General features: G+C 65.2%; 27 protein-coding genes and 1 pseudogene. 17 read left to right on the forward strand and 11 right to left on the reverse strand.

Going from position 1 to position 26,746, the window contains the following annotated elements; all coding sequences use genetic code 11:
• Window positions 1-73 precede the first annotated feature (73 nt).
• A complete protein-coding gene (gene hemE / locus ACSQ76_RS03550) occupies window positions 74-1,108 on the reverse strand; it encodes a uroporphyrinogen decarboxylase (protein ID WP_437155484.1) in 1,035 nt (344 codons plus the stop codon).
• Window positions 1,109-1,201: 93 nt separating this feature from the next.
• Between hemE and hemC the strand changes: the two genes are divergently transcribed.
• A complete protein-coding gene (hemC, locus tag ACSQ76_RS03555; protein WP_437155485.1) occupies window positions 1,202-2,149 on the forward strand; it encodes a hydroxymethylbilane synthase in 948 nt (315 codons plus the stop codon).
• Window positions 2,150-2,332: 183 nt separating this feature from the next.
• The gene (locus tag ACSQ76_RS03560; protein ID WP_437155486.1) at window positions 2,333-2,884 is read left to right on the forward strand and encodes a hypothetical protein; all 552 of its coding nucleotides are present in this window, start codon (window positions 2,333-2,335) and stop codon (window positions 2,882-2,884) included.
• Window positions 2,885-3,018: 134 nt separating this feature from the next.
• Here the strand turns inward: ACSQ76_RS03560 and ACSQ76_RS03565 are convergent, their stop codons facing one another.
• Window positions 3,019-3,702 carry a FadR/GntR family transcriptional regulator gene (locus ACSQ76_RS03565; protein ID WP_437155487.1) on the reverse strand — a complete coding sequence of 228 codons (684 nt, stop codon included), beginning with the start codon at window positions 3,700-3,702 and terminating at the stop codon, window positions 3,019-3,021.
• 226 nt (window positions 3,703-3,928) lie between these two features.
• Between ACSQ76_RS03565 and ACSQ76_RS03570 the strand changes: the two genes are divergently transcribed.
• The 10 genes from ACSQ76_RS03570 (at window position 3,929) to ACSQ76_RS03615 (ending at window position 12,108) form a co-directional block, all read left to right on the forward strand.
• Complete coding sequence (locus ACSQ76_RS03570; protein ID WP_306128625.1) at window positions 3,929-5,398, forward strand: glutamine synthetase family protein; 1,470 nt, start codon at window positions 3,929-3,931, stop codon at window positions 5,396-5,398.
• Between the two features lie 80 nt (window positions 5,399-5,478).
• A complete protein-coding gene (locus ACSQ76_RS03575; RefSeq protein WP_437155488.1) occupies window positions 5,479-6,414 on the forward strand; it encodes a glutamine amidotransferase in 936 nt (311 codons plus the stop codon).
• The gene (locus tag ACSQ76_RS03580) at window positions 6,402-7,271 is read left to right on the forward strand and encodes a GXGXG motif-containing protein (RefSeq protein ID WP_437155489.1); all 870 of its coding nucleotides are present in this window, start codon (window positions 6,402-6,404) and stop codon (window positions 7,269-7,271) included. Before ACSQ76_RS03575 ends, ACSQ76_RS03580 begins: the two co-directional genes overlap by 13 nt.
• Before the next feature lie 80 nt (window positions 7,272-7,351).
• Window positions 7,352-7,528: a hypothetical protein gene (locus ACSQ76_RS03585; protein WP_437155490.1), complete on the forward strand. Its 177-nt coding sequence runs from the start codon at window positions 7,352-7,354 to the stop codon at window positions 7,526-7,528.
• Between the two features lie 29 nt (window positions 7,529-7,557).
• Window positions 7,558-8,715 (forward strand): FMN-binding glutamate synthase family protein, encoded by a 1,158-nt coding sequence (locus ACSQ76_RS03590; protein ID WP_437155491.1) that lies wholly within the window; start codon window positions 7,558-7,560, stop codon window positions 8,713-8,715.
• A gap of 78 nt (window positions 8,716-8,793) precedes the next feature.
• Window positions 8,794-9,207 carry a hypothetical protein gene (locus tag ACSQ76_RS03595; protein ID WP_306128475.1) on the forward strand — a complete coding sequence of 138 codons (414 nt, stop codon included), beginning with the start codon at window positions 8,794-8,796 and terminating at the stop codon, window positions 9,205-9,207.
• 22 nt (window positions 9,208-9,229) lie between these two features.
• Window positions 9,230-10,081 carry a carbon-nitrogen hydrolase family protein gene (locus ACSQ76_RS03600; RefSeq protein WP_437155492.1) on the forward strand — a complete coding sequence of 284 codons (852 nt, stop codon included), beginning with the start codon at window positions 9,230-9,232 and terminating at the stop codon, window positions 10,079-10,081.
• Window positions 10,078-10,677 (forward strand): hypothetical protein, encoded by a 600-nt coding sequence (locus ACSQ76_RS03605; RefSeq protein WP_437155493.1) that lies wholly within the window; start codon window positions 10,078-10,080, stop codon window positions 10,675-10,677. The genes ACSQ76_RS03600 and ACSQ76_RS03605 overlap by 4 nt, the downstream gene beginning before the upstream one ends.
• Window positions 10,574-10,879, forward strand: a complete 306-nt coding sequence (locus ACSQ76_RS03610; protein WP_437155494.1) for a trimethylamine methyltransferase family protein — start codon at window positions 10,574-10,576, stop codon at window positions 10,877-10,879. The genes ACSQ76_RS03605 and ACSQ76_RS03610 overlap by 104 nt, the downstream gene beginning before the upstream one ends.
• Window positions 10,880-10,923: 44 nt before the next feature.
• The gene (locus tag ACSQ76_RS03615; protein WP_437155495.1) at window positions 10,924-12,108 is read left to right on the forward strand and encodes a cytochrome P450; all 1,185 of its coding nucleotides are present in this window, start codon (window positions 10,924-10,926) and stop codon (window positions 12,106-12,108) included.
• A gap of 331 nt (window positions 12,109-12,439) precedes the next feature.
• On the opposite strand, the gene cueR is transcribed toward ACSQ76_RS03615, so the two are convergent.
• The 5 genes from cueR to ACSQ76_RS03640 form a co-directional block, all read right to left on the reverse strand.
• Window positions 12,440-12,826: a Cu(I)-responsive transcriptional regulator gene (cueR, locus tag ACSQ76_RS03620; RefSeq protein WP_437155496.1), complete on the reverse strand. Its 387-nt coding sequence runs from the start codon at window positions 12,824-12,826 to the stop codon at window positions 12,440-12,442.
• Entirely contained in the window at window positions 12,826-15,270 is a 2,445-nt protein-coding gene (locus tag ACSQ76_RS03625; protein WP_437155497.1) for a heavy metal translocating P-type ATPase, read from the reverse strand. Before ACSQ76_RS03625 ends, cueR begins: the two co-directional genes overlap by 1 nt.
• Before the next feature lie 152 nt (window positions 15,271-15,422).
• Window positions 15,423-15,836, reverse strand: coding sequence for a PaaI family thioesterase (locus ACSQ76_RS03630; RefSeq protein WP_437155498.1), 414 nt, complete (start codon window positions 15,834-15,836; stop codon window positions 15,423-15,425).
• Window positions 15,833-16,852, reverse strand: a complete 1,020-nt coding sequence (locus ACSQ76_RS03635; protein ID WP_437155499.1) for a phosphotransferase family protein — start codon at window positions 16,850-16,852, stop codon at window positions 15,833-15,835. The genes ACSQ76_RS03630 and ACSQ76_RS03635 overlap by 4 nt, the downstream gene beginning before the upstream one ends.
• The gene (locus ACSQ76_RS03640) at window positions 16,849-18,486 is read right to left on the reverse strand and encodes a long-chain fatty acid--CoA ligase (RefSeq protein ID WP_437155500.1); all 1,638 of its coding nucleotides are present in this window, start codon (window positions 18,484-18,486) and stop codon (window positions 16,849-16,851) included. Before ACSQ76_RS03640 ends, ACSQ76_RS03635 begins: the two co-directional genes overlap by 4 nt.
• A 150-nt stretch (window positions 18,487-18,636) precedes the next feature.
• Between ACSQ76_RS03640 and rpe the strand changes: the two genes are divergently transcribed.
• On the forward strand, window positions 18,637-19,320 hold the full coding sequence (rpe, locus tag ACSQ76_RS03645) for a ribulose-phosphate 3-epimerase (RefSeq protein ID WP_437155501.1): 684 nt from the start codon (window positions 18,637-18,639) through the stop codon (window positions 19,318-19,320).
• 128 nt (window positions 19,321-19,448) lie between these two features.
• Here rpe and ACSQ76_RS03650 read toward each other — a convergent pair whose 3' ends face one another.
• The 3 genes from ACSQ76_RS03650 to rpmB form a co-directional block, all read right to left on the reverse strand.
• Window positions 19,449-19,790: an aldehyde dehydrogenase gene (locus ACSQ76_RS03650; protein WP_437155502.1), complete on the reverse strand. Its 342-nt coding sequence runs from the start codon at window positions 19,788-19,790 to the stop codon at window positions 19,449-19,451.
• A 5-nt stretch (window positions 19,791-19,795) separates the two neighbouring features.
• Window positions 19,796-21,133 carry a sulfite oxidase gene (locus ACSQ76_RS03655; protein ID WP_437155503.1) on the reverse strand — a complete coding sequence of 446 codons (1,338 nt, stop codon included), beginning with the start codon at window positions 21,131-21,133 and terminating at the stop codon, window positions 19,796-19,798.
• A 107-nt stretch (window positions 21,134-21,240) separates the two neighbouring features.
• On the reverse strand, window positions 21,241-21,531 hold the full coding sequence (gene rpmB, locus ACSQ76_RS03660; protein ID WP_057791083.1) for a 50S ribosomal protein L28: 291 nt from the start codon (window positions 21,529-21,531) through the stop codon (window positions 21,241-21,243).
• A 250-nt stretch (window positions 21,532-21,781) separates the two neighbouring features.
• On the opposite strand from rpmB, the gene ACSQ76_RS03665 reads away from it, so the two are divergent.
• Both ACSQ76_RS03665 and ACSQ76_RS03670 read left to right on the forward strand, forming a co-directional pair.
• The gene (locus ACSQ76_RS03665; RefSeq protein WP_306128465.1) at window positions 21,782-22,078 is read left to right on the forward strand and encodes a hypothetical protein; all 297 of its coding nucleotides are present in this window, start codon (window positions 21,782-21,784) and stop codon (window positions 22,076-22,078) included.
• Between the two features lies 1 nt (window position 22,079).
• A complete protein-coding gene (locus tag ACSQ76_RS03670) occupies window positions 22,080-23,666 on the forward strand; it encodes a methyl-accepting chemotaxis protein (protein ID WP_437155504.1) in 1,587 nt (528 codons plus the stop codon).
• Between the two features lie 9 nt (window positions 23,667-23,675).
• On the opposite strand, the gene ACSQ76_RS03675 is transcribed toward ACSQ76_RS03670, so the two are convergent.
• Window positions 23,676-24,650 (reverse strand): glutathione S-transferase family protein, encoded by a 975-nt coding sequence (locus tag ACSQ76_RS03675; protein WP_437155505.1) that lies wholly within the window; start codon window positions 24,648-24,650, stop codon window positions 23,676-23,678.
• Window positions 24,651-24,864: 214 nt separating this feature from the next.
• On the opposite strand from ACSQ76_RS03675, the pseudogene cbiE reads away from it, so the two are divergent.
• Window positions 24,865-26,060, forward strand: a pseudogene (gene cbiE / locus ACSQ76_RS03680) (precorrin-6y C5,15-methyltransferase (decarboxylating) subunit CbiE).
• A 74-nt stretch (window positions 26,061-26,134) separates the two neighbouring features.
• Entirely contained in the window at window positions 26,135-26,665 is a 531-nt protein-coding gene (locus ACSQ76_RS03685; protein WP_437155506.1) for a DUF6882 domain-containing protein, read from the forward strand.
• The last annotated feature ends 81 nt before the right edge of the window (window positions 26,666-26,746 follow it).

The raw sequence follows: 26,746 nt of genomic DNA on the forward strand, positions 1-26,746 counted from the left end.
CGCTTTCGGACAGGTGGGGCGAAATCTTGAAAAGATTTCGGGGCGTTTTCTTTCCAAGAAAACGTCCCTGAGGTCAGGTGCTGCGCACCGTGTCGATCATCAGTTGCACGTTGTCGGGGTCGGCATCCGGGGTGATGCCGTGGCCGAGGTTGAAAATGTGCGGGCCGCCGCGGAACGCCTCGACCACGGCGCGCGTCACGCGCACCAGATCGTCGCCGCCGGTGACCATGTGGGACGAGGCGAGGTTGCCCTGCACGCAGCCGTCCTTTTGCACGTGTTCGGCGGCCCAGTCGGGGCTCACGGAATTGTCGATGGCGACGCAGTCTGCGCCGGTCTTTTCGTGGAAGCCGATATAGCCGTCGCCGGCTTCGCGGGGAAAGGCGATGACGGGGATGCCGGGGTGTTTTTCCTTGAGCGCCGAGATGATGCGGCGGGTCGGCGCCACCGCGAAATCTTCGAAATCCTGGCCCTTGAGGGAGCCGGCCCAGCTGTCGAAGACCTTGACCGCCTCGGCGCCGGCGTCGATCTGGGCCGAGAGGTAGTGGATGGTGGCTTCGGTGATGCGTTCCATCAGCGCGTCGAAGAGTGGGCGGTTTTCGGATTTGAGCGCGTGGGCGGGGCCCTGGTCGGGCGTGCCGCGGCCGGCGATCATGTAGGTAGCGACGGTCCAGGGGGCGCCGGCAAAGCCGATGAGCGTGGTCTCGGGGGGCAGGGCGCCGGAGAGATTGCGGACGGTCTGGTAGATCGGGTTGAGCGTCTCGTGCACCTCGTCGGCGGGGCCGAGCCTGTCGAAATCGGCTTGCTGGGTGATGGTCGACAGGCGCGGGCCCTCTCCGGTGACGAACCACAGGTCGGCGCCGAGCGCCTGCGGGACCAGCAGGATATCGGCGAAAAGGATTGCCCCGTCAAAGCCGTAGCGGCGGATGGGTTGCAGCGTGACCTCGGTGGCCAGATCGGGGTTGTAGCACAGCGACAGGAAATCCCCGGCCTGTTCGCGCGTGGCGCGATACTCGGGCAAATAGCGCCCGGCCTGGCGCATCATCCAGATCGGCGGCGTTGCCTGCGTCTCGCCTGCGAGGGCCTTGAGAATGGTTTTCTTTGGCGCCATGTGCGGTCTCCCTTTTGGTGGTTTGGTCCGCTTTGAGCCTTGGAAAGTCAACCAAAACTTGTCAGCCCAGATTTACACGTCTAGACCGTCTGCATGACAGTGACCATGCCCACCCCCGCCGCGCCGTTGAAGATCGGTACACGAGGTTCCCCGCTTGCGCTGGCGCAGGCGAACGAGACGCGCGACCGTCTGGCCGACGCCTTTGACCTGCCGCACGAGGCGTTCCAGATCGTGGTGATCAAGACCACGGGCGACCGGGTGATCGACCGACCGCTGAAGGAGATCGGCGGCAAGGGTCTGTTCACCCGCGAGATCGAGGAGGCGATGCTGTCGGGCGAGATCGACATCGCGGTGCACTCGATGAAGGACATGCCGGTGTTGCAGCCCGAGGGACTGATGCTGGACACGTACCTGCCGCGCGAGGACGTGCGCGATGCGTTCGTGTCGCCGCGCTATGAGGGGCTGGCGGGTCTGCCCGAGGGCGCCAAGGTGGGCACGTCGAGCCTGCGGCGCAAGGCGCAGGTGCTGGTGAAGTTCCCGCATCTGGAGGTCGTGGAGTTTCGCGGTAACGTACAGACAAGATTGAAGAAACTGGATGATGGCGTGGCGGAATGCACCTTTCTGGCCATGGCCGGGCTGAACCGGCTGGGACAGCCCGAGGTGGCGGTGGGCGCGGTGGACACGGGCGACATGCTGCCCGCCGTGGCGCAGGGCGCGATCGGGATCGAGCGGCGGGCGGATGACTGCCGCGCGGCCGAGATGCTGGCGGCGATCCATGACGTCGAGACGGGCAAGCGGCTGGCGGCGGAGCGGGCCTTTCTGGCGACGCTGGACGGGTCCTGCGAGACGCCGATTGCCGGGCTGGCGGAGTTGCAGGGCGACACGATCCGGCTGCGCGGAGAGGTGCTGCGGCCCGATGGCAGCGAGAGCATCAGCGACGAGGGCGAGGCGCCGGTCGAGGACGGGGCGAAGCTGGGCGAAGCGCTGGCGCGGGGGCTGCTGGAGCGCGCGGGGCCGGGGTTCTTCGACTGGCGCGAATGAAAAGGTTAACGGCCTTGTTTTGCTGATTTCGGACGTCGGTACCCGCGTCGGTATCCGGGTGGTATCGCGGCGGTGGAGACGTCGGCAGGCCGGGGTGTTAATGCGGCGTGCGGTGGGACGTGTGGGTTTTCACCCACCCAACGTAGTATTGACGGACTCCGGGGCGCGGGGCATCGTCGGTGGATGCGGATCGAGGACAAGACCGATACCACCCTGACCCTGGTCGATGAGCAGGCGGACAAGAAGCTGGGGTTGACGCTGGCCGGCGTGTTCGTGGCGGGCATGAGCCTCTTCATGGCGTGGGAGGGCTTTCCCGAATTGCTGTTGCCGGGAGCGGTGCTGATCGTCGTGATGGTGGTCTACTGGAAGCGCAGCAAGATGCGGTCCGTGCTGGTCTTCGACCGGGCGGCGGACCGGGTGCATCTGACGGTGACGGACCGCAAGGGTGCCGAGGAATGGGAATGGCGGTTGAGTGACGTCGAAACCGCCGTGATCGGCACGGTGGGCGCGCAAGGCACGGACAGCGGGATCGACCGTCCGCATTTGCTTTTGAAGGATGGGACCTATGTGCCGATGCGGCCCTATCACGCGGCGGGCAGCCAGAGCTGGCACGCGGTGGCGGCGGTGAAGCTGTTCCTGGGGCAGAAGCTGGAGGATGCGCCGGTAGGGTGGTTGCCGCCGGAGGAATTCGACCGGTATTTCGAGGACGAGATGGCGCGGCTTTACAAGAAGTAGCGGGCGTTGCGGCGCGTGGGTTTTACCCACCAAAGGTGGGTTTTCATCCACCAAAGGTGGGTTTTCACCCACCCTACGCGGTTGGCGATGGGCTTTTGCAGCGTGAGGTCCCGGGTCAGGCCCGGGACGGGGTGTCAGGTTTCCGATGCGCGCGTGAGCGACAGGCGGGCGGTTTCCAGGTGTTCCTTCATGATGGTCGCGGCGCGTTCGGGTTCGCGGGCGCGCAGGGCGTCGAGGATCTGGCGGTGCTGGGTGTTGTAGGTGGTGATCGTCGGCTCATCCAGCGTCAGGCGGCGCATCCGGGTCCAGTCATCCTGGCCGCGGACGCTGCCGATCTGGGTGAGGATCCAGACCAGGAGGCCATTTCGGGTGCTGTCGGCGATGGCCCGGTGAAACAGCGTGTCGGCCTCGGAGAACGCGGCGGGGTCGTCGAGACTGGCCTCCATCTGCTCGCACAGGGCCTCCATCCGGTCGAAATCGGCGTGGCGGCCGTGCAGGACCGACAGGCGGCAGCTGTGCGGCTCGAGCGCGAATCGGGCATCCATCAATTCCAGCGGCGTGGCATTGTCGATGGCGCTGGCCGCCGCCGTCTCGGTCTTGTGCAGAACATAGGTGCCGCTGCCCGGCCGGATCTCGACAAAACCTTCGGATTCCAACTGCATGAGCGCCTTGCGCACGGTGCCGCGAGCGGCGCCGTAGGTATCGGCCAGGACCCGTTCGGGCGGCAGGCGGTCATGCTGTTGCAGCGTGCCCTTGGAAATTTCGCGCCGGATGAGGCCGGCGATATCGGCCGCGCCCATTCTTTGTGCGTCACCCACTGTGATTCCTCCGTTAATTGGACCAATTATATACCATATAGCGGCCATTTCCAGCGAAATCTGCATGTTTGGATCAAATTCGGTTGACTTTTGGATTGAGCCTCGGAATCGTGAAGGGGCTGGGCGGTATCGCGATGCCTGCCCATGCCACCTAAAATACCAGCCGCTTCTTGGTCCCAGACCGAAGCAAGGCGGCACAACATCAGGGAGCTAAACCGTGGCTGAAATGGATCTTGAGAAATTTGTCGAGGCCCCCGGGCGCGACGAGAAAATCAAAGAAGTCCGCAAGATGATCGATGCGAAGGGCATCGAGTACCTTTATCTTCAATTCGTGTCGGTGACCGGCAAGATCATGGGCAAGGGCATTCCTGCCGATCACTGGGAAACCGTCGCGAAGAAGGGCTTTCAGCTGGTCTATGGCGCCACCGTGAACCTGTTTACCAACCGCGCGGGCGACTACCTGGGCTATGGGCCGGAAGCGGCCGAGCTGGTGGGCATCCCCGAGCCGGAAACCTTCATGCAGTTGCCGTGGGCGCCGACGATCGGCCGGTTCTACTGCACGCTGTTCCGCAACCGCGAGGAAAAGGAAAATCCGGGCGGCTTTCTGACCTCGGATTGCCGCGGCAACCTGCGGCGGATGCACGAGGACTTCAAGAAGAAGCATGGCCGGAGCCTGCGGATCGGGACCGAGCCGGAAATGATGTGGCTGAAGTTCGATGAGAACGGCAAGCCGCGCGACGGCTTCTCCAAGCCCTACTGCTATCACATCGACCAGTTCGAGAGCCTGCGGCCTGTCTCCATGCAGGTGATCCGCTATGCGCGGCAGATGGGCCTGGACATGATCCAGGGCGACCACGAGGACGCGCCCGGGCAGCTGGAACTGAACTGGATGTTCGACGACGTGCTGCGCAATGCGGACCGTCTGACCACCTATCGCCAGATCTGTGCGCAGGTCGCGCGCGAGAACGGCATTTTCGCCTGCTTCATGACCAAGCCGTTCATGGGCGTGTCGGCGAGCGGTTGCCACCACAACATGAGCCTGTGGCGTGGCGGCGAGGACGAGTTCGTCAAGTGCGGCAACGATCCCAAGGATCTGCCGGGCATGAAAGAGAACTACATGTACGTCAAGGGCGGCGAGAACACGTTCATGCCCGATGACGACGACCCGCAGATGCCCGGCAAGGAGGGCCTGGAGGCGATCGGCGGCGTGGTGCATCACCTGCAGGCGCTGACCGCGGTGGGCTGTTCGACGGTGAACTCCTATCGCCGGCTGTGGGACACGGGATTCTGGGCGCCGGTCTTTGCCGACTGGGGCTTCCAGAACCGCACCACCGGCCTGCGCGTGTCGGCGCCGGGGCGGTTCGAGTACCGCTCGGTCGACAGCATGGTGAACCCGTACCTGATGGGCTCGACCCTGCTGGCGGCGATGGACGACGGCATCGACAACAAGCTGGACCCGGGCGCGCCCGAGGAGCGCAACATCTACGCCGCGATCGAGGCCGGCAAGCAGGTCAAGAAGCTTCCGATGTCGCTCGGCGAGGCGCTGGACTTCTTGAAGAACGATGAGGTCGTTCAGCGCGGGATGCCCGGCGAGATGTACCGGCTTTACGACGAGTACAAGCACGACGAATACGCCCGGTTCATGTCCACCGTGACGGATTGGGACAAGGACACGTACATGGAGTGTCTGCCCTGAGGCACCCCATGCGTCTGGCGGCGGGTTGAGGAGCCCGCCGCCGATCTAACGACTATGCAACCCAGAGGAGGCGTTTCGCGATGTGTGGAATTGCTGGACTAATCTACAAGGGCAAGAGCAGCGACGTGGGGTCGGAGATGACCTCGATGCTGCTGGCGCTCAAGCACCGGGGGCCGGACAGCACCGGTTACGCGGTATACGGTGAACCGACCGAGGGCGATTACATCATGCGCCTGAAGGTGGCCGAGGCCGAGGACATGGAAAAGGGCCGCGGCGTTCACAAGGTGATCGAGGACCGGATCGCCTATGTCGAGCAGGTCATGGAAGAGCATGGCGCCAAGATCAAGTCCAAGGACGCGCCGCTGGAATACGCGCTGCGCTACGTGTTCAGCGGGGCCGACAATGTCGGCGAGATGGCCGAGCATATCGAGGAAACCGACGGGATCGAGATCCTGTCGATGGGCAACGGGCTGGAACTGATCAAGGACCTGGGCGATGCGTCGGTGGTCTCGAAAGCCTATGGGCTGAACGATTTCAAGGGCACGCACGCCATCGGGCACACGCGGATGGCCACGGAATCGGATGTCGACATCAAGTCGGCGCACCCCTACTGGGCGTTTCCCTATAACGACGTGAGCGTGGTGCATAACGGCCAGATCACCAACTACTGGATCATGCGCCGCGAGATGGAGCGCAAGGGCCACCGGTTCATGTCGAACTGCGACAGCGAACTGCTGGCGGTCTATACCGCGCATAACCTGGCCAACGGCATCACGCTGGAGGAATCCCTGCGCAAGTCGATCGAGGAGATCGACGGGGTGTTCACCTACCTGGTGGCCACCAAGGACCAGCTGGGCATGGCGAAGGACACGATGGCGGCGAAACCGCTGGTTCTTTACGAATCCGACGACCTCATTGCCATGGCGAGCGAGGAGGTGGCGATCCGCGCGATCCTGCCGCAGGAAATCGACACGACAGATCCCTACGATGAGGAGGTCCGGGTATGGCAAGCGTAAGCGATGCAGAACTGAAAAAGATGACCCAGGAGGAGCGGGTGACCGCGCTGGGGATGCGGACCGAACAGCTGACGGGCAAGTCGCTGTATGTCGAGTTCGACCCGGATGCTGAGGAGCGGTTCACCTATCCGTGGGCGCCTGATGTCGACTTCAACAAGCGGACCGAGATCGACTGTGACGGCAAGACCGTGACGGAAGTGAACTCGAACATCCGCGCGTTGATGCGCGAGGGCTATGGCACGATCGTGTTGCAGAACCCCCGGGGCATGCACAGCCTTGGCGTGGGTATCCTGAGCAAGCTGAACCTTATCATCGAAGGTTCGACCGGGTATTTTGCCGTCGGCCTGATCGACGGGCCGAACGTGCGCATCAGCGGGCGCGTGGGCTGGTCCTGCGGCGAGAACATGATGTCCGGGACGATCATGATCGAGAAGAATGCCGGCTCGACCTTTGGCGCGGCCATCCGGGGCGGTGACCTTGTGTGTCGCGGCTCGGTGGGCTCGCGCACGGGGATCGACCAGAAGGGCGGCACGATCATCGTCGGTGGCGATACCGGCGCTCTGTCGGGCTTCATGATGCAGCGGGGGCGGATGGTGGTTTGCGGCAACGCGGGCAAGAACCTGGGCGACTCGATGTATGACGGCACGATCTACGTGGGCGGAGAGATCAAGAGCCTGGGCGTGGACGCGGTTGAGGCGGAGCTGACCGAGCTGGACAAGAAGTGGCTGACGCGGAAGCTGACGCAATACGGCCTGATGCCCGACAAGGGTGTGGATCATTTCACCAAGATCGTCGCGGGCAAGATGTTGTGGAACTACGACAACCTCGAGCCGACCGAGAAGAAACTGATTTTGTAATGGTGGGGTGAAACCCCACCCTACGCCGGGCGTGTAGGGTGGGTTTGCAACCCACCTCACCATGCACGAAGGAGACAAACATGGCTGATGGTGATCTGCCGCAGAAAAAACAGCTGGACCGCGATGTGAACCGCATCGGCGACAGCTTCATCTTCCCGCCGCGTGTGATGGATGACATCCACATCAAGTCCGAGCTTGGCCGCTACCGGATGCGGGGTTTTCGCTGTTCAAGAAGATCCCGCACTGGGATGACCTGACCTTCCTTCCCGGCACGCTGACGCGGTTCGTGATCGAAGGCTATCGCGAGAAATGCGAGACCAAGACCGTGATCGGGCCGCGCGCCAAGGTGCCGCTGGAGCTGGATATACCGGTCTATATCACCGGCATGTCGTTCGGCGCGCTTTCGTATGAGGCCAAGACCGCGCTGGCGCGGGGGGCCACGATGGCGGGCACGGCGACCTGTTCGGGCGAGGGGGGCATGATCCCCGACGAGCGGCGCTATAGCTCCAAGTGGTTCTATCAGTGCATCCAGTCGCGCTATGGCTTCAACCCCAACCACCTTGTTCTGGCCGATGGCTGCGAGTTCTTCATCGGGCAGGGCTGTAAAGTTGGCCTTGGCGGGCACCTGATGGGTCAGAAGGTGACGGACCAAGTGGCGGAGATGCGCAGTTTGCCTGCGGGCATTGACCAACGCTCGCCGGCGCGGCACCCCGACTGGCTGGGCCCGGACGACCTGGCGCTGAAGATCCAGGAGATCCGCGAGGCGACCGACTGGCAGATTCCGATCCAGCTGAAGCTGGGGGCCTCCCGCGTGTTCGACGATGTGCGGATGGCGGTGAAGTGCGACCCGGACAGCATCTATATCGACGGGATGGAAGGTGGCACGGGCGCGGGCCCGCACCTTGCGACCGAGGATACCGGCGTGCCCGGCATGGCGGCGATCCGTCAGGCGCGCAAGGCCATCGACAGCCTTGGCAAGCGGGGCGAGATCAGCCTGGTCTACGCGGGCGGGATCCGGAACGGCGCGGACGTGGCCAAGGCCATCGCGCTGGGCGCGGATGCCATCGCGATCGGCCACTCGGCCATGATGGCGCTGAACTGCAACAAGGATATCCCCGAGGCCAACTATCCCGAGGAAATCGGGGCCGAGCCGGGCTATTGCTATCACTGTCACACGGGCCGCTGCCCGGTGGGTGTGGCGACGCAGGATCCCAAGCTGCGCGAGCGGCTGGACCCGGACGAGGCGGCGGAACGCGTGTACAACTTCCTGCACACGCTGACCATCGAGGCGCAGCTCTTTGCACGGGCGTGCGGCAAGACCTACCTGCACAGCCTGGAGCCCGAGGACCTGGCCGCGCTGACGATGGAGGCCTCGGCCATGGCGGGGGTTCCGCTGGCGGGCACCAGCCATACGGTTGGCGTCGAGGATTATCACCATTTCTAATCGGTGGGTTTGAAACCCACCCTACGGATATCGCGTAGGGTGGGGTTTCACCCCACCTCCCGACAAGGAGGGAAAACAATGGCTGGATCACAGTATCGCGGATCACAGATTACCGATGTCGACCAGTTCCTGAAGGACAAGGACGGGCTTGGCTCGGAACGTGAAAAGGAAATCGGGCAGCATATCGGCTATCGCTATGACGTGAACCTTGTGCCGGACTATGACCGGATCACGCCGTTCCTGGAAAAGTACATGGAAACAATGGGCTGGGACGACCTGAACTGGCTGGAAGACGTGCACATGGGCTACGAGGAAGGCGCGCCGGCGGTGTTCGACCGCAACAACAATGGCTGGGTGCGGGTGCCCGATTCTATCGACCTGCCGGACAACCAGCAGGACCGGGACATGATCGCGCGGGAGCTCTTGATCAAGTTCCAGATGTCGGACCGGCACCCTTTGGTGAACCTGCGCAAGGCCTATATGAAGTTCTGAAGGAACTTTGAAAGGACCAGACATGACGCGCCCGATCAGCATCGCCTGCCTGCAGACACGGCCCATGCCCGATTTCGCATCGGCTTGGGCGGAGGCGCGGCCCCTGGCCGAGAGGGCGGTGGCAGACGGCGCGCAGGTTCTTTTCCTGCCGGAATATTGCGGCGGGCTGAAAACGGAGGGTGCGGCTGTGGCGGCGCCCTCTGCCCCGGAAGGCGAGCATCCGTTCCTGCGCGACGCGCAGGCGTTTGCGCGGGCGGCGGGGGTGTGGATGAACCTCGGCTCCATCGCGGTGGACGGACCGGACGGGCGGATCATCAATCGCGGGATCATGCTGGACGCGTCCGGCAGGGTCACCGGGCGGTATGACAAGATCCACATGTTCGACATTCAGTTGAGCGAGACGGAAGTTTATCGTGAAAGCGAGCGGGTGGCGCCGGGCAGCCGGGCTGTCATCCATGACACGCCGTTCGGGCGGATCGGGCATACGATCTGTTACGACCTGCGGTTTCCGATGCTGTGGCGCGGGCTGGCGCAGGCGGGGGCGGAGATGCTGATCTGCCCCGCCGCCTTCACCAGGAAGACGGGCGAGGCGCATTGGCATGTGCTGAACCGGGCAAGGGCGATCGAGACCACGCGGTTCGTGGTGTCGCCCTGTGCGATCGGGCCGGTGCCGGGCGGGGGCGAATGCTTTGGCCATTCGCTGATTGTCGGGCCGTGGGGCGAGGTGCTTGCCGAGGGCGGTACGGAGCCGGGCGTGGTGCAGGCGGAGATCGACCTGGATGACGTGGACAAGGCCGCCGGTCGGGTGCCGAGCCTGACCAGCGACCGGGAGTTCGACATGGAAACGCCAGACCCCGAGAGGAGCGTGGCATGACATCTTTAGCGGCCCAACTGGGGCAAAGCTATTCCGACAATCCGCTGCGGCTGGGGTTCCTGAAGTGGCAGTGCCATGTGCGGCAGCTGGCGATGCGCAACAATGACGGGCGACCGGATGATGCGATCATGCCGGAGGTGACGCCCGAAGGGCATGAGGCGCCCATGGGCGTTGTGATCACGCTTTTGAACAAGGCGCCGGGGTATTCGGTGACGCCGGAGTTGCAGCATATGGCGGCCAAGACCAACGACCCGGCGCAGCGGCGGCAGAACGCGCTGCAGTTCCTGTCGGCGACGTATTATCAGAAGGCCAAGGAGTTTTCCGACATCCTGACCGCGACCTTCCCGCCGGGCAGCGAAGGCGCCAAGGCGCTGCACGAGGCGGGGCATGCCACGTTGCGCTTTGATGCCTACGGTCACGAGTTCGAGCTGGCTTGCAAGGTCTGGCGGCTGGCGCCGCACAACCTGCTGCACCAGGCGACGATGGCGCATAATGTCCTGTTCAACCCGGCCTTGCCACCCGCGACCGAGGTGCTGGGATTCGAGCCCGACTGGGACGCGAGCCGGGCCGATCCGCCGGTGGGTGGGCGGCGGTAGTCTTTCTATTTGGACGTCTTGCCGATCAAGGATCGTGGGGGGCGCTGACCGCGCCGATGCGCGCAAAAGAAATCGTGCTTCGGGGAAGACCCATGCGCGCAGGATGCTGAACGAGTATGAAGAGCCGAAGCTGGACGAGGGGGTGAAAGAGGTGCTGCTGGCGTATATTGCCAGGCGCGAGCGCGAAAACCCGACGCGATGAATCAGGAGTTATGAGACGCGCAGCGGCGCGGGAGAGTGACGCACATGGGCAACCTGCCGTATCTGAACCTTAAGGACCCGACGTTCTCGACCCGGGCGCCGGAAGTCATCGCCGCGCGGGAGGCCCATTGGTGCGCCGAGACGCCCTTTGGCCTGGCGGTGCTGCGGTACCGGCAGGTGGGCAAGATCCTGCGCGACCGGCGGTTTCGACAAGGCAGCCATAACTGGCCGGAGACGGTGGGCATCGAAGGCGCTTTCGCGGATTTCTGGCGCGATTCCGTGATCGGGCGCGAGGGGGACTCGCACCAGAAGTTGCGGGCGCTGGCGGTGCAGGCGCTGAGCGAGGACTACGTGCTGTCGCTGGTCCCTGCGTTCGACGAGATCGCACGGGACCTTTGCGCGGACCTGCGCGAGAAAACCACATGCGAGTTCCAGTCGGCGTTCTGCGAGCCGTTCGCGGGGCAGGCGATCACGACGCTGCTGGGCATGGAACGCGAGGCGTGGCCGCTGGTGGCGCATAATGCCGCCGACCTGGGGCTGGCGATGGGGATCGAGGCGCCGAAATACCAGGAGCGGTTCAACGCGGCCTGCGAGACGCTGTTCCAGTTGGCCGACCAACTGGTGACAAAGGTGCGGCGCGGCGAGGACAGCGAAAGCTACGTGGCCCGCATGGTGGCGGAGTTCGACCGCAACGGCGACTGCACGCACGAGGAACTGCTGAACACCATCGTCATTTCCATCTTCGGCGGCGTGGATACGACGCGGGCCTTGCTGGGGCTTGGCCTGTCACTGTTCATCGAGAACCCCGAGCAGTGGCAGATGCTGCGCGAGGACGAGAGCCTGATCCCCAACGCGGTGGAAGAGTTCATCCGGGCACGGCCCACCACGACGTGGTCCACCCGTGAGGCCGTCGAGGATGTGGAAATGGACGGGATGGTGATCCCCAAGGGAACGGTGCTGAACCTGCTGGTCCATGCGTCGGCCCGAGACCCGGAGATCTGCGAGGATCCGGCGTTCGACATCACGGTGAGGCGCAAGCGGCATTTCGGGTTCGGCGGAGGGGCGCATCACTGTATCGGTCATTTCGTGGCGCGGACGGATACGGGCTGTGCGCTGGATGCATTGCGGCAGACGTTCCGTACGGTGGCGTATGACGGCGCGCCGGAATGGCTGCCGGACAGCGGGAACACCGGTGCGCTGAGCCTGCCGATAAAATACGAGATCGCGTGATGCGGGGCCGTGGGCGAAGGGTCTGACCCGCAACCGAAAGCGGATTTTTAAGCAGCCGCCCGTGACGGAACTGCGGCGCGAGGGCGGTTGTGTAGCGGTTATAACGGAGGTCCGGGTGACGGCGCCCGGGGTCAATTTGACCCTGCATGGCCATGCCGAGAGCGAGATCGTGGAGCACGTCATGGCGCAAGGCGCGCCGTCGCGCCTGCCGTTCAGGTATATCGGGGCGGATGCGACGATGAGCGGGGGGAATGGAGAGCGGCGCGGAGGTTCGAGAGATTATTCGTACGAATAATCTTGGGGAAGAATTTTCGTACGAAAATTCTGGCGCTCAGTGGCGGGCGAGGTCGTTGAGGATCGGGCAGTCTGGGCGGTTGTCGCCGGCGCAGCAGTCGATGAGATGGCCGAGCGTGTCGGCCATGGACTGCAGCTGTTCGATTTTCTCGTTGATATGTTCGAGATGCTGGCGGGCGATGGCCTTGACGTCGGCGCTGGCGCGGGTGTCGTCCTCGTAGAGGGCCAGCAGGGTGCGGCACTCCTCGATGGAAAATCCCAGCGCGCGGGCGCGACCGATGAAGGCCAGCTTGTGCAGGTGCTGATCCGAGAAGCTGCGATAGCCGTTGGCGCCACGATCGGGCGTGATGAGGCCGATTTCTTCGTAGTAGCGGATGGTCTTGGGCGGCAGGCCGGTGCGGTCGGCGACTTGGGATATGTTCATCAGGTTCCCTCTGGCGAGAGGCGGCGCAGGCGCAGGGCGTTGGTCAGCACGAAGACCGAGGAGAGCGCCATGGCGCCGGCGGCGAGCATGGGTGACAGGAGCGTGCCGGTGACAGGGTAGAGCACACCGGCGGCCACGGGAATGAGCGCGGCATTGTAGGCAAAGGCCCAGAAGAGGTTTTGCCGGATGTTGCGCAGCGTGCGGCGCGAGACATGCAGGGCGGTCAGTACGCTTTTGGGGTTGCCGGAGACAAGCACCACGTCGGCACTTTCGATCGCGATGTCGGTACCGGTGCCCATGGCGATACCTGTATCGGCCTGCGCCAGCGCCGGGGCGTCGTTGATGCCGTCGCCGACGAAGGCGACCCGGCCGTGGACCTTCTGCAGGCGGGCGATGGTGTCGCGCTTGTCGGCGGGCAGGACCTCGGCCTCGACATGGTCGATGCCCAATGCGACAGCGACGGCGTGGGCGGTGGCCGGCGTGTCGCCGGTGACGAGGGCGGTCTGAAGGCCCATGGCGTGAAGGGCGCGGATGGTGTCGCGTGCGGTGTCCTTGACAGGGTCGGAGACGGCGAGCAGGGCCGCCAGGCGGCCCTCGATGGCGGCAAAGACCGGGGTTTCGCCATTGGCCGTCAGTTCGTCCAGCCGGTCGGCAAAGGGCGCGGTGTCGACGCCGTGGTCGCGCATCAGGCGCGCGGTGCCGGCCAGCAGGACCTGGCCACCGACGGTTGCCGACAGGCCGTGGCCGGGAATTGCGGAGAAGTGCTTGACCAGCGGCAGGGTCAGCCCCTCATCGCGCGCCGCGGTCTCGATGGTGCGGGCGATGGGGTGTTCGGACTGTGCCTCGGCGGCGGCGATGGCGGCGAGGGTTTCGGCGCGCTCGAAGCCGGCGGCGAGGTGCAGCGTGGTGAGGGTCGGGCGGCCCATCGTGAGGGTGCCGGTCTTGTCGAAGGCCACGACGCGGGCCTCGGCCAGGGTCTGGAGCGCGTCGCCCTTGCGGAAGAGCACGCCAAGCTCGGCGGCGCGGCCGGTGCCGACCATGATCGAGGTGGGCGTGGCGAGGCCCATGGCGCAGGGGCAGGCGATGATCAGAACCGAAACGCCCGCCACGAGGGCAAGGCCGAGCGCAGGCGCAGGGCCGAAGGTGAGCCAGGCGAGGATGGTCGCGAGTGCGGTGGCGATGACCACGGGCACGAAGATGCGCACGACCTTGTCGGCCAGCGCCTGGATCGGCAGTTTGGCGCCCTGCGCCTCTTGCACCATGGCGACGATGCGGGCGAGCATCGTGTCGCGCCCCACGCCGGTGGCGGTCATGGTCAGTGCGCCCTCTTTGTTGATGGTGCCGGCGACGAGGGGGTCACCCTGGGCCTTGGAGACCGGCAGGGGCTCGCCCGAGATCATGGATTCGTCCACGTGGGAGGTGCCGTCGGTGACGGTGCCGTCGACGGGAATGCGCGCGCCCGGACGGATTTGCAGCGTGTCTCCGACCGCGACCTCGGCCACGGGGATCTCCTGCGCCGCGCCCTTGCGGATCACGCGGGCGGTGTCGGGTTGCAGGCCGATCAGGCGGCGGATGGCGGCGCCGGTCTGGCCGCGGGCGCGGGCCTCCATCCAGCGGCCCAGCAGGATGAGGGTGACGATCACGGCGGCGGCCTCGAAATAGACGGCTACGGTGCCGGGGGGCAGGAGGCCGGGGGCGAAGAGGGCCACCGTCGAGAAGCTCCATGCGGCGAGCGTGCCCAAGGCGACAAGGCTGTTCATGTCGGGCGCGCCGCGCAGGAGGGCGGGCAACCCGAGGGTCAGGAACTGGCGTCCGGGCCAGGCGAGGACCAGTGAGGTGAGCAGAAACTGCAGGGTCCAGAGATTTGTCTGGCCTATGGTTGCGTGCAGCCGTTCGTGAAAGACGGGCACGAGGTGGCCGCCCATTTCTGCCAGGAAAACAGGCAGCGTCAGAACGGCGGCGATCAGGGTTGCATCGCGGGCATCGGTGATCTCTGCCGCGCGGCGGGAGGCGGCGGGATCGGGTGCGTCATCCTCGGCGGGGCGTGTCGGATAGCCGGTTTGCGTAACGATGCGGGCAAGCTCGGCGGGGGTGGTGGTGCCCGAGAGATAGGTGACCTGCGCCGTCTGGGTGGCGAGGTTCACGGCGGCGGTCAGGACGCCAGGGGTGGCGGTCAGGCCGTCCTCGACCCGGCCCACGCAGGAGGCGCAGTGCATGCCGTCGATGGAGAGGGTGGTTTGCTGGGTGCGGGCGGGATAGCCGGCGGCGACGAGCGCGTCGGTGATGGTCTCGAGCGATGCGCCGTCCGGGTCCACCTGTGCGGTGCCGGTTGCGAAGTTGACCGACGCCTTGCCCACGCCCGGCAGGGCGGTGAGGGCGCGCTCGGCCCGGCCTGCGCATCCGGCGCAGGACATGCCGTCAAGTTCGAGGGTGAGCGTTGTCATGGGACGCAGATAAGGGTTCCAGTGACTGGAAGGTCAAGGGGGTGGAACGCCTTTCTTCGGTCCGGGTGCCGGCGCGTGGGTTTTACCCACCCTACGCGTTGGCGAGGCATTTGTGCGAGTGGGGCGCGGTGGGGTGGAACCCCACCCTACGGTTATTTCCGGGAGCGCAGTTTGAAGACGCCGGTCGCCTCGGCGATGAGGGTGCCGGTGTCGTCGCGCACCTCGCCCCTGGCGAAGAAAGTGGAGCGGCCGCCGCCCGTGACATGCGCTTCGCAGATGAGCCGCGTGCCGGTGGCCCGGGCGAGGTAATTCACGGTCATCGACAGCGTGAGAGCGTTCTGCTTCACTTCGGGGTCGCCGGTGTAGCATCCGCAATACCCCATCGCGGTGTCCAGAAGGGCGGCGTAGACGCCCCCATGGGGCAGGCCCTGGCGGTTCGTCATGTTGTGCGAGATCGGGGCCTCGACGCGGGCGTGCCCCTCGGTCCACTTGGTCAGCCGAAAGCCGAAGGTCTGGGACAGCGGAGAGGGCGTCTCGAAAGTGGTCGGATCTGTGGTCTGTGTCATCCTGTTGCTGCCTGGAGGCCCGAACGGGCGAAAAAGGGAACGTAGGCGCCCAGTTTCAGGGCGCGGTCGGGGTCGGAGGCGTTGCCATCAAGGGCGCGTTTCTTGACGCCCTGCAGGATGGCGGCCATGCGGAAATAGGTGAAGGCAAGGTAGAAGTGAAAGTCCTCGATGCCGGGGAGGCCGCGCCTTTCGCAATAGGTGTCGATGAACTGCCGGTCGGACCAGAGGCCGTGGGCGGCGCGGTCGATCCCCTCCAGCCCGCGCCCCTCGGTGGTGGCGGGCATGGACCATTGCATGATGACCGCCGCGAGGTCGGCATAGGGGTGGCCGGTGGTCGACAGCTCCCAGTCCAGCACGGCGGCGACGCGGGGAGCGTCGGGCGCAAAGAGCAGGTTGTCGAGGCGGTAGTCGCCGTGGACGAGCGTGCGCTGGCCGTCGTCGGGGGGCATGTTGGCGAAGAGCCAGTCGATGAGGGCGTCCATCTCGGCGATATCCTCGGTCGCGGTGGCGCGGTATTGTTTCGTCCAGCGTTCGGTCTGGCGTTCGCAATAGTGGCCGGGGGGGCCATAGTCGGCGAGGCCGGTGCCGTCGAGATCGACGGAATGGATGGCCACGAGGGTGCGGTTCATGGCGTCGATGAGGGGGCTGCGGTCTTTGGGCGCGATGTCGGGCAGGGACGGCTGGTCGAAATTGCGGCCTTCGACGTGGTCCATGATGTAGAAGGCCGAGCCGATCACGCTGTCGTCTTCGCAAAGGGCGTGCATCTTGGGCACCGGCACGTCGGTGTCCGCCAGTGCCTTTTGCACGCGGTATTCGCGGTCGACGGCATGGGCGGATTTGAGCAGCACGCCGGGGGGCTTGCGGCGCAGCACGAAGCGGCCCGTGGGCGTGTCGAGCATGTAGGTGGGGTTGGATTGCCCGCCGGAGAACTTGGTGGCCGTGACCGGACCGCCGAGGGCGGGCAGGTGGGTTCTGGCCCAATCCTCCAGCGCGGCGGTGTCGAGCGAGAGGCTCACGCGCCGTCCTCGCGTAGGTCGGGGTGGACGTAATCGGAGAATTGCTTGCGCAGGGTCAGCTTGGAAACCTTGGCGGTGGCGGTCAGTGGCAGGGCATCGGTGAAGAGGATGTCGTCGGGCATCTGCCACTTGGCGAAATAGGGTTCGAGATGGGAATGAATGTCGCTCAATGTGGGTTTTCCATCGCCCGCCGGGACGACGACCAGCACCGGGCGCTCGTCCCACTTGGGGTGGGGGACGGCGATGACGGCACAGGTGTCGATCAGGGGATGCGAGATGGCGGCGTTTTCGAGGTCGATGGAGCTGATCCATTCGCCGCCCGATTTCACCAGGTCCTTGGCGCGGTCGCGGATGATGAGGCGGCCATTGCCGTCGAGGGTGGCGACGTCGCCGGTGCCGAACCAGCCGTCTTCGTCCATCGCGTCGGCGGTGGCTTGGTCGTTGTTGTAGTAGCCCGAGATCACGGTGCTGCCGCGCACGAAGAGCTCTCCGGGAGCTTTGCCGTCGTGAGGAATCAAGGTGCCGTCATCGTCCTTGAGCCGGAAATCCACGCCGAATAGGCGGCGCCCGGCGCCCACCTTGGCGTCGATGCGTTCGTCGAAGGGCGCGTCGTCGAGATGGCTGGGCAGGATGCCGCGAGTGCCGATGGGGCTCATCTCGGTCATGCCCCAGGCCTGGTTGACGTTGACGCCCATCTCCTCGAATGCGGCGATCATCGAGCGGGGGGCGGCGGAGCCTCCGACCACGAGGTCCTTGAAGCCGTTGGGCGGCGTACCACGCTTGGCGATCTCCTGTTGCAGGCCGGCCCAGACGGTGGGCACGCCCCAGGCCGAAAAGACCTGTTCAGCGTCCATCAGGTCATAGAGGCTGGCCCCGTCGAGATGGCGGCCCGGCATGACCATGGTCATGCCCGCCAGCGGCGCGGTGTAGGGCATGCCCCAGGCGTTGACGTGAAAGAGCGGGACCACGGGCAGCACGCGCGACCCGTGGCGCAGGCTTTGCGGGTGCCCGGCGATGACCAGCAGCGCGTGCAGCACGGTAGAGCGATGGGAATAGAGCGCGCCCTTGGGGTTGCCGGTGGTGCCGGAGGTGTAGCAGAGGCCGGCGGCGGTGTCCTCCGGCAGGGTGGGCCAGTCGTAGCCCGTGGGCTGATCGGCAAGGAGATCCTCGTAGATATGCGCGCCCTCGGGGGCATCGGGCATGTGGCCCGCGTCGGTCATGACGATGACGCGGCAGCCTTCGGGCAGGGTGACGTTGTCCAGCAGCGGCACGAGACTGATGTCGACGAAGATCGCGCTGTCTTGCGCGTGGTCGAGGATATACTGCATCTGCTCGGGCGGCAGGCGGGGGTTGATCGTGTGGCAGACCCCGCCGATGCCGGCGATGGCGTAGTAAAGCTCGAAATGGCGGTATCCGTTCCAGGCAAGCGTGGCGATGCGGTCGCCGGTCTTCAGCCCGAGCGCCTCAAGCGCGTGGGCCAACTGGCCGACGCGCGCCAGGGTTTCGGGGTATGTGGCGCGGTGAATGTCGCCTTCGTCGCGGACGGACACGAGGCCCTGTTCGGGGAAGGCTTCGGCGGCATAGATCAGGATATCGATGATCCTGAGCGGGCGGTGCTGCATCTGGCCGAGCATGGCGGGGGTCCCTTGAACGGAATGGCGGGGCCAATTGGTGGCACGAATGGGCCGGGGGATCAATCGGCCGGGATCAATCGGGTTTGCCCAAGGCTTGACGGCGCGCGCCAAACCCCGCATGTGCACGGCAAACCCCAAGGAGAGCCTGCCATGCCGTTCGACCGTTCCGTCAAGATTGCACCATCCATCCTGTCCGCCGATTTCGCCAATTTCGGGGCCGAGATCCGGGCGGTTGAGGAGCAGGGCGCGGATTGGGTGCATGTGGACGTGATGGACGGGCATTTCGTGCCGAACCTGACCTTCGGCCCGCCGGCGGTAAAGGCGTTTCGGCCGCATGTGAAAACGTTTATGGACGTGCACCTGATGATTGCGCCGGTGGATCAGTATATCGAGGCCTATGCCGAGGCGGGCGCGGACATGATAAGCGCACATGTGGAGGCCGGGCCGCATATCCACCGCACCTTGCAGGCCATCCGCGGGGCGGCGTGCAAGGCGGGGGTCTGCGTCAATCCCGGCACGCCGCTGGAGGCGATCGAGTATGTGCTCGACATGGTGGACATGGTGGTGCTGATGACGGTGAACCCCGGCTTTGGCGGGCAGAAGTTCATCACGTCCGGGATCGAGAAGACGCGCCGGCTGCGCCAGATGATCGGGGACCGCGAGGTGCATATCCAGATCGACGGCGGCGTGACGCCCGAGACCGCGCCGCTGGTGGTGGAGGCGGGGGCCGATGTGCTGGTGGCAGGATCCGCCGTGTTCAAGGGTGGTTCGGTGGAGAAGCCCGAGGTGTACGGGCAGAACATGAAAGCGATCCGGGCGGCGGTGGACGGCTGACGGGCCGGGTCGCGCCGGGACCAGTGGCGATTTGGGTGCGTGGCGCGGTCCGCCTAAGGTGCAGCAAGGTCAAGGCGAAACGCGTCTATTTTGGGCCACGGTTTCAGCGTGTGACTCGTCCGCGGGTGTCAGCGTGGGAAATGCGGTCGGTCGGTATTGTAGTGCGTGGAAAGGTAGTCGAGAATGACCTCTCGGTCCTCTTCCGGAATGGGCTGCATGCCCTGCTTCTCCACCATCCATATCAACAGCTCATCCCAGCCTTCACGGGTCTGGCCCTGTTGGGCGACAAGCATCTCGGAGTGGCAGCTTGCGCAATAGTCGTAGGTCACGCCCGCGCCTTGTGCAGGGTAAAGCGCGCCTACGTCTCCGACATCTGCCTTGGTATCGTCATGTTCGTCTTCCTGTGCGACGCCCCCCGAGGGCGGAGCGGCGGCAAGTGCCACCGCTGCAATAATTGCATTCAAACGCATTTTGGTTACGCACTCCCAGCTTGAACAGCGACTTTGTGGAACGAATTGTTGAGGTATCCCTTCGGATTCCATTTTATCGCAAATGGCTGCATGACACCGTCCGTGTCGGTCGCCCGGGCCCAGATCTCGTAGTAGCCGGCCTGCGGAACTGTAACGTTGGTCCGCCAGTGCTGCCAGGCGCCGTCGTTCACCGGATCATCCAGTTCTGCCTCCTGCCAGCTTTCTCCGTAGTCGGCGGAAACCTCCATCCGCTCCACTTCGCGGTCACCGGCCCAAGCGTGGCCGCGCACCTCGAACTCCTGCCCCACCTCGGCGCCGTCCTGAGGATGCGTGATCAGGGATTTGACCGGCATCGCATGGATGGTCTCGAAATCCTCGAGCGGAACCTCCGTTCCCGGCGCGACCGGATAGGTCGGCACGCTGTAGGACGGGGCCGCCATCTTGGTTCCGTCGTGCTTCTGGTCCAAGAGCGTGATCCGCGTCAACCATTTTTGGGAGCACGAGCCCGGCCAGCCCGGCACGACAAGCCGCAGTGGCGCGCCGTTCAGCGGGTGCAATGGCTCTCCGTTCATTTCGAACGCGATCAGCACGTTGTCGGTCATCGCCTTCTCGATCGGCAGGCCGCGCGAGAGGGGTGACCTGTCCGGATCGCCCGAAAGGTGGGCGTCCGCGCCGAAATGGCCGGTATAGACAACGCCATCCTGGATACCCGCGGCTTCGAGCACGTTGCGCAGGCGGACGCCCGTCCATTCCGAACACGCGACCGCGCCGTACGTCCATTGGTTGCCGGAGGCGGGTGGATCGAAAAACGCACGCCCGTTTCCGCCGCATTCCAGCGTCAGCGCCATCGTCACGACATCGAAGTTCTCCCGAAGCTCGTCGATGCTCATTTCCATGGTCTGGTCCACAAGGCCGTCGATGATCAGGGTCCAGTTCTCGGCCGAAGTCTCGGCGGGAACGATCCCGTTGTTGCGGACAAAATGGCGATCGGTCGGCGTGATTTCGTCGTCCAGAAGATGCGCCGGCGTTTCGGCGTTTACCGGTCTGTCGTTCAGCACGTCCAGTCCATCCTTGCCGTCCAGGCCGCTGCCCTGCGCCAGCGCGCGAGTGGCCGTCATCTGAACCGGTAGTCCAAGGCCCAGGATCCCCGCGGCAAGACCGACGCCCGAAAGACCGAGAAAACCGCGGCGTCCGGTGTCTTGCAGAGTGTCTTCGATACCGATTTCCGGATTCTGTTTCATGAAGTGGCTCCTCCTGCTGGAAAACATCAAGAATAAACGCGACTGGAGCCTCGTACGTTCCAAAAAATCTGCTGCTTTGCTCAGGAAAGTGCCATGCACCATGGGACATTGGAGGCCGCGCAGGGCTTTTCCGCGGCCCGACCTGGTTCGTGCAAAGAAAAAGCCCCGCCGGATGGCAGGGCCTTCGTCTTGTCGATGCGCCGGGGCGATCAGGCGTTGGCGGCCTGGGCCTTGGCGATCTCTTTCTTGACCTTCAGCACGCGGTCCGAAAGCTCGGTGTCCTTGGCCTTGGCCAGGAAGCGGTCCAGCCCGCCGCGGTGATCGACGCTGCGCAGGGCAGCGGCGGTGATGCGCAGCTTGATGCCGCGACCCAGCGTTTCGGACTGCAGGGTCACGTCGTTCAGGTTGGGCAGGTAGCGACGCTTGGTCTTGTTGTTGGCATGGCTGGAATTGTTGCCAACCATCGGGCCTTTTCCGGTCAGTTCGCAGCGGCGCGACATGGGTTCATCCTCGTTTTTGTCGGGCCGCTTGCGCGGACCCTCTCAATACAAACGGGCACCGCCATAGGCAGCGCCCTGAATTCCGTTGCGCGTCTTTACGGCCATTGGACCACCCCGTCAAGGGATTCGGGGCCGGTTTTTGCGGGGTTTGCCTTAACCGATCCGAAAGCCTGACCGGATTTTTCCGCCCGGCTAAACCGCCTGTTAGGGATTGTGCCTCTAAACCCGGGGCGTGCGACGTTCGAGGATCTTGGAAACCTGCCTTGCGGGCTTTGTTGCGGTGCAGCTTCTGGCGACGCTGCCGGTGACGGTGTTGATGTCCGCTCCGGCCCGTGCGGGCCGTCCGGCGCTGGTCGTGGTTTCGCCCTGGGGTGCAGACCCGGCCAGGATCATCGCGGCGGCCGGTGGGCGTGAAATCGGGCCGGGTTCCGCGCCCTTGGCGCGCCTGGCGGTTCTCGACAGGCCGGAAGACGTGGTTCCGGCTGGCGCCTGGGCGGTGATGGACGCCACGGCGCTTGCGTCGCTTTGCGGGATCGAAGGGTATTGAGATGACCAGGGACGAACCGATCGACGACGGAAATCGTTTGAAATTCGCGAGCCTCATGCTGATGCTCGTGGCGCCGCTGCCGGGGGCTGCGGCATGGCTGGCCGGCAACGCGGTTCTGCCCCTCGTGCTGATGTCCTTCGGCTTTGCCGGTGCGGGCGCACTGGCGCAACATTCGCGCAGCAGGCTGGCGGCCGCATTCATCGCCGCGGGCCTGGTCGGGCAATGCGCGCTGTTCACGGCGGCATTGGCCGGACATCCCTGGCAGATTGACACCCACATGATGTTCTTTGCCGTGCTGGCGGTGATTTCGACCATGGGCAGCATCCGGGTGCTCGTCATGGCCTGCGGCCTGACGGCGGTGCATCACCTTGGCCTGACCCTGGCGGTGCCGGCGATGGTGTATCCCTCGGCCGAGTTGATGAGCAACGTGATACGCACGGCGCTGCACGGTACGATCGTCGTGATCGAAGGCGGTGTGCTGTCGTTGTCCATGCTGGATGCCAACCGGCGCCGCGCGGCCATGATCGGCCAGCGCAGCGAGGCGCTGAGGCTGACGAAAGAAGCGGACACCGCGCGGAACGCGGCACAGCAGGCCGAGCGCGACGTGCAGGACATTGTCGGCGTTCTGCGCGAGCGGCTGAACACCCTTGCCGCCGGCAACCTGCGCGAGACGATCGACACGCCTTTCCCGGCGGGGTACGACAGCCTGCGTCGGGATTTCAACACGACCGTCACGAGCCTGCGTGAGCTGATCGGCGCGGTGGCCGAGAACGCGACGGAGATCCATCTGCGCGCAGAGGAACTGAGCGCCGGTTCTCTGGATCTGTCGCGCCGCACCGAAGGACAGGCCGCCACTCTGGAGGAAACCGCCGCGGCGCTCGAGGAAATGACGTCGAGCGTGCGGTCCGCCGCGGAAGGTGCGACGCGTGTGAAAGACGTAGCCCAGCAAACGCGTGGCCGCGCAGAAACCAGCGGTGACGTGGTGCGCGATGCCATAGGCGCGATGACGGAGATCAAGAAATCGTCGGACGAGATCAACCAGATCGTCGGGGTGATCGACGATATTGCATTCCAGACCAACCTTCTTGCGCTGAATGCCGGTGTCGAGGCGGCGCGCGCCGGTGACGCCGGCCGGGGATTTGCCGTCGTCGCCTCCGAGGTCCGGGCGCTGGCGCAGCGCAGCGCCGAATCCGCGCGCGAGATCAGAGGCTTGATCGGAGCCGGCAGCCGGCATGTGGAGAACGGCGTTTCGCTCGTGAACAACGCCGGCGACGCGCTGACCGACATCGTCACGCGGGTGGGCAACATCGCGGATCTGATCGCGGACATCGCGAGCGGCGCACATGAACAATCAACCAGCCTGGCCGAACTGAACACCGGGGTCGCGCAGCTGGATCATGTCACCCAGCAGAATGCCGCCATGGTCGAGGAATCATCGGCAGCCTCCACCAGCCTGAAGAATGAAGCCGAAACATTGCACGCCCTCGTGACGCGGTTCCACCTTGACGCGCAAGGCGAAGCCGGCGCGGGCGCTGGTGCTGCGGTCCGCGCAAATTCAGGCGGCGCGCCCGGCTGGCAGGCCGCCTGATCGCGTCGGTCAGCCGCGCCCGTGCGGCGCCGTCAGGTCAAGGTCGGGGCCGATCGGAATGATGCGGTGCGGGTTCACCGTGTCGTGGCTGTAATGATAGTGCCGGGTGATATGGTCGAAGTTCACCGTCATCGCCACTTCGGGCCATTGATAGAGTTCGCGCAGATACCCCCACAGGTTAGGGAAATCGACGATCCTGTTGCGGTTGCACTTGAAATGCCCGTGATAGACCTTGTCGAAGCGGATGAGTGTCGTGAAAAGCCGCCAATCGGCCTCGGTCACCTGGTTGCCTGCCAGGTAGCGCCGTTCGGATAGCAGCTCTTCCAGCCAGTCCAGCGAGTCGAAAAGCGGTCCGACGGCCTCGTCATAGGCCTTTTGCGTGGTCGCGAACCCCGCCTTGTAGACCCCGTTGTTCACCGTGTCGTAGACGCGGTCGTTGATGGGGTCGATCGTCGCGCGCAGGTCGGCCGGATAATAGTCGTCGCGGTTGCCGGTGATGTCGTCGAAGGCGGAGTTGAACATGCGGATGATCTCGGCGCTTTCGTTCGACACGATGGTTTCGCGCTGCATGTCCCACAGGATCGGCACGGTGACGTGGCCGGTCGTTTCGGGATCGGCGCGGATGTAGATGTCTCGCGCGAAAGGAAGGCCGTAGAGCTTGTCGCCGGTCGCACCGGGGAAGTCATCGTCGAAGGTCCAGCCGTCGGACAGCATGTCGGGGTGGACCACCGAGACGTCGATGAGGTCCGTCAGGTCCTTCAGCCGGCGGAAGATCAACGTCCGATGCGCCCAGGGGCAGGCCAGCGAGACATACAGGTGATAGCGCCCCGCTTCGGCCTTGAAGCCGCCGTCGCCGCTGGGGCCGGGGCTGCCGTCGGCGGTAATCCAGTTCCGGAATTGCGACGTGTCGCGCTTGAACGCGCCGCCGTGTTTCTTGGTGTCGTACCAGCCGCTATGCCAGACGCCGTCTATCAGTTCGCCCATCGGGTCCTCCTTTGCCTGTGGGTCAACACATAGCGGCAAAGATGGTTTCGGGCAGGCCCCTCGGCCGCGCAGACCCTGTGCAGACATACACAAGGTGGGCCAGCCGCGACGGCGCGTTCGCTTTGGTTTGCCCGTTCGCGATGCCTGATGTAGGTGTCGTGCCGACAGGTGGAGCAGCGCGCCGCAAGGCCCTCGCGCCGGGGATGGATGAGCAATGGATACACGTTGGTTGCATGTGGCGGGCATCGGCGAGGACGGCATGGAAGGTCTCTTGCCTGCCACCCGGGCCGTGGTCGAGGCGGCCGAGATCATCGTGGGTGGCGACCGGCATCCGGTCCTGCCCGGCGCGGGCGAGCGCGTGGCGTGGCCCGAGTCATTCGAGGACCTGATCACCCTTTTGCGCGGCCTGCGCGGGCGGCGCGTCGTGATGCTGGTCGCCGGCGACCCGCTGTGGTTTTCCATCGGGGCCCGGATCGGGCGGGTGCTCGATCCGGCGGAGATCACGTATCATCCGCAGGTGAGCGCGTTTCAGCTGGCCGCCGCCCGCATGGGCTGGAGCCTGCCGGACGTGGAAACCCTGACCGTGCATGGCCGCCCGGTGGAGCAGATGATCGCCTTCATCCAGCCGGATGCGCGGTTGCTGATCCTGGCCACCGGCGCCGGCACGCCGGGCCGGATCGCGCGGTTTTTGGCAGAGCGCGGGTTTGGCGCCTCCCGCATGACGGTGCTGGCCGCGATGGGTGGAACCCAGGAGGCGCGGTTCGAGGGCGTGGCGGACACGTGGGACCATGAGGTGCCGGCGTTCAACACCTTGGCGGTGGAGTGCGTGGCCACGCCGGACGCCGCCCTTCTGCCGCGGGTGCCGGGACTTGATGACGCGTTGTTCGACCATGACGGCACCGTAACCCCGAGAGAGGTGCGCGCGGCGACATTGGCCAAACTGATGCCGATGCGCGGTGCGGTCCTGTGGGACATCGGCACCGGGTGCGGCTCGGTCGCGGTGGAATGGATGCGCGGCGCCCGCTATGCCCGGGCCATCGGGATCGAGCCGCGGGCCGACCGCCGGGCGATGGCCGCTGCGAACGCACTGGCGCTGGGCGTGCCGAAGCTGGACCTCGTCGACGGAACGGCGCCGGACGCGCTGGGCGGGCTGCCTGCGCCAGACGCCGTGTACATCGGCGGAGGGCTGAACCGGGCAGTGTTCGACGCGGCGTGGGCGCGGCTGCGCCCGCTGGGCCGGCTGGTGGCGAACGCGGACACGCCGGAAACCGAAGCTGTCCTGTCGGATCTCGCTGGCGCGCTTGGCGGAGACCTTGTCAGAATGGTGGTCGAGCGGGGGAGGTCCTGGATGGCGAGCCCCGCTGGCGGCCCCTGGCGCCCGTCATGCAATGGAGCATGGTGAAGCGCTGAACAGGATGCCGGGTGACGCTGGTTGCGCCGCGGTGCAACGGCGCCCCACCCGCCATCCCGAAAGGAACGAGGACATGAACGAGATCCTGCTGGAATTTGCCGGCCGCCAGGCGGATGCCGGGGCGACGCAATTGCCCGAAAGCTACCGCCAACTGGCCGTCAACGCGGGCTTTTACCTGAAGACCCGCATGGCCGGCAGCGACCGTGCGCCGCCGCCGGACGGTTCGACCGGGTTTCGCCTGAACCTAAAGAAGGGCCGCATTGTCTTTTCGTCCGAGACCGGTCAGGAGACCGCGGCGCAGGCGCAGGTGGTCGGCACCTATTCGGACGATGGCAGCTGGATGTGGGCCTGGGGGCATCCGGATGTGCCCCTGCGGATGCAGCAGGCGGCCTGGGCGGTGCAGCAGTTCGGAGAACGGCAGGAGATCGAGGACCTGCTGAGCCGGGGCGGGCCGGTGGATGCGACGCGGCTGGCTGAATTCCAGGCGATCTGCGCCTATATATCGGATGCCGACGGCGTTTTCATGGGGCCGCATGGCGCCGGCGGGCAGGTGGCCGTGTGCTATTATCTCGGCGACCAGCTGGACGGGCTGCTGGGGGAATGACGCGCCGCGTCTGCATTGCGGCAATGCGGCGAAATTTTTACGTGACTGTCACGATTTAGCCTTACATTCTGTCGGGACGAT

This window comes from Roseovarius sp. B08 (genome assembly GCF_051417955.1).
Classification (GTDB): domain Bacteria; phylum Pseudomonadota; class Alphaproteobacteria; order Rhodobacterales; family Rhodobacteraceae; genus Roseovarius.

Coding starts and splice junctions, on each gene's coding strand:
- hemE (WP_437155484.1), bottom strand. CDS start 1,108: ATGGCGCCAAAGAAAACCATTCTCAAGGCCCTCGCAGGCGAGACGCAG.
- hemC (WP_437155485.1), top strand. CDS start 1,202: ATGACAGTGACCATGCCCACCCCCGCCGCGCCGTTGAAGATCGGTACA.
- ACSQ76_RS03560 (WP_437155486.1), top strand. CDS start 2,333: ATGCGGATCGAGGACAAGACCGATACCACCCTGACCCTGGTCGATGAG.
- ACSQ76_RS03570 (WP_306128625.1), top strand. CDS start 3,929: ATGGATCTTGAGAAATTTGTCGAGGCCCCCGGGCGCGACGAGAAAATC.
- ACSQ76_RS03575 (WP_437155488.1), top strand. CDS start 5,479: ATGTGTGGAATTGCTGGACTAATCTACAAGGGCAAGAGCAGCGACGTG.
- ACSQ76_RS03580 (WP_437155489.1), top strand. CDS start 6,402: ATGGCAAGCGTAAGCGATGCAGAACTGAAAAAGATGACCCAGGAGGAG.
- ACSQ76_RS03585 (WP_437155490.1), top strand. CDS start 7,352: ATGGCTGATGGTGATCTGCCGCAGAAAAAACAGCTGGACCGCGATGTG.
- ACSQ76_RS03595 (WP_306128475.1), top strand. CDS start 8,794: ATGGCTGGATCACAGTATCGCGGATCACAGATTACCGATGTCGACCAG.
- ACSQ76_RS03600 (WP_437155492.1), top strand. CDS start 9,230: ATGACGCGCCCGATCAGCATCGCCTGCCTGCAGACACGGCCCATGCCC.
- ACSQ76_RS03605 (WP_437155493.1), top strand. CDS start 10,078: ATGACATCTTTAGCGGCCCAACTGGGGCAAAGCTATTCCGACAATCCG.
- ACSQ76_RS03610 (WP_437155494.1), top strand. CDS start 10,574: ATGTCCTGTTCAACCCGGCCTTGCCACCCGCGACCGAGGTGCTGGGAT.
- ACSQ76_RS03615 (WP_437155495.1), top strand. CDS start 10,924: ATGGGCAACCTGCCGTATCTGAACCTTAAGGACCCGACGTTCTCGACC.
- cueR (WP_437155496.1), bottom strand. CDS start 12,826: ATGAACATATCCCAAGTCGCCGACCGCACCGGCCTGCCGCCCAAGACC.
- ACSQ76_RS03625 (WP_437155497.1), bottom strand. CDS start 15,270: ATGACAACGCTCACCCTCGAACTTGACGGCATGTCCTGCGCCGGATGC.
- ACSQ76_RS03630 (WP_437155498.1), bottom strand. CDS start 15,836: ATGACACAGACCACAGATCCGACCACTTTCGAGACGCCCTCTCCGCTG.
- ACSQ76_RS03640 (WP_437155500.1), bottom strand. CDS start 18,486: ATGCTCGGCCAGATGCAGCACCGCCCGCTCAGGATCATCGATATCCTG.
- rpe (WP_437155501.1), top strand. CDS start 18,637: ATGCCGTTCGACCGTTCCGTCAAGATTGCACCATCCATCCTGTCCGCC.
- ACSQ76_RS03650 (WP_437155502.1), bottom strand. CDS start 19,790: ATGCGTTTGAATGCAATTATTGCAGCGGTGGCACTTGCCGCCGCTCCG.
- ACSQ76_RS03655 (WP_437155503.1), bottom strand. CDS start 21,133: ATGGTGCATGGCACTTTCCTGAGCAAAGCAGCAGATTTTTTGGAACGT.
- rpmB (WP_057791083.1), bottom strand. CDS start 21,531: ATGTCGCGCCGCTGCGAACTGACCGGAAAAGGCCCGATGGTTGGCAAC.
- ACSQ76_RS03670 (WP_437155504.1), top strand. CDS start 22,080: ATGACCAGGGACGAACCGATCGACGACGGAAATCGTTTGAAATTCGCG.
- ACSQ76_RS03675 (WP_437155505.1), bottom strand. CDS start 24,650: ATGGGCGAACTGATAGACGGCGTCTGGCATAGCGGCTGGTACGACACC.
- ACSQ76_RS03685 (WP_437155506.1), top strand. CDS start 26,135: ATGAACGAGATCCTGCTGGAATTTGCCGGCCGCCAGGCGGATGCCGGG.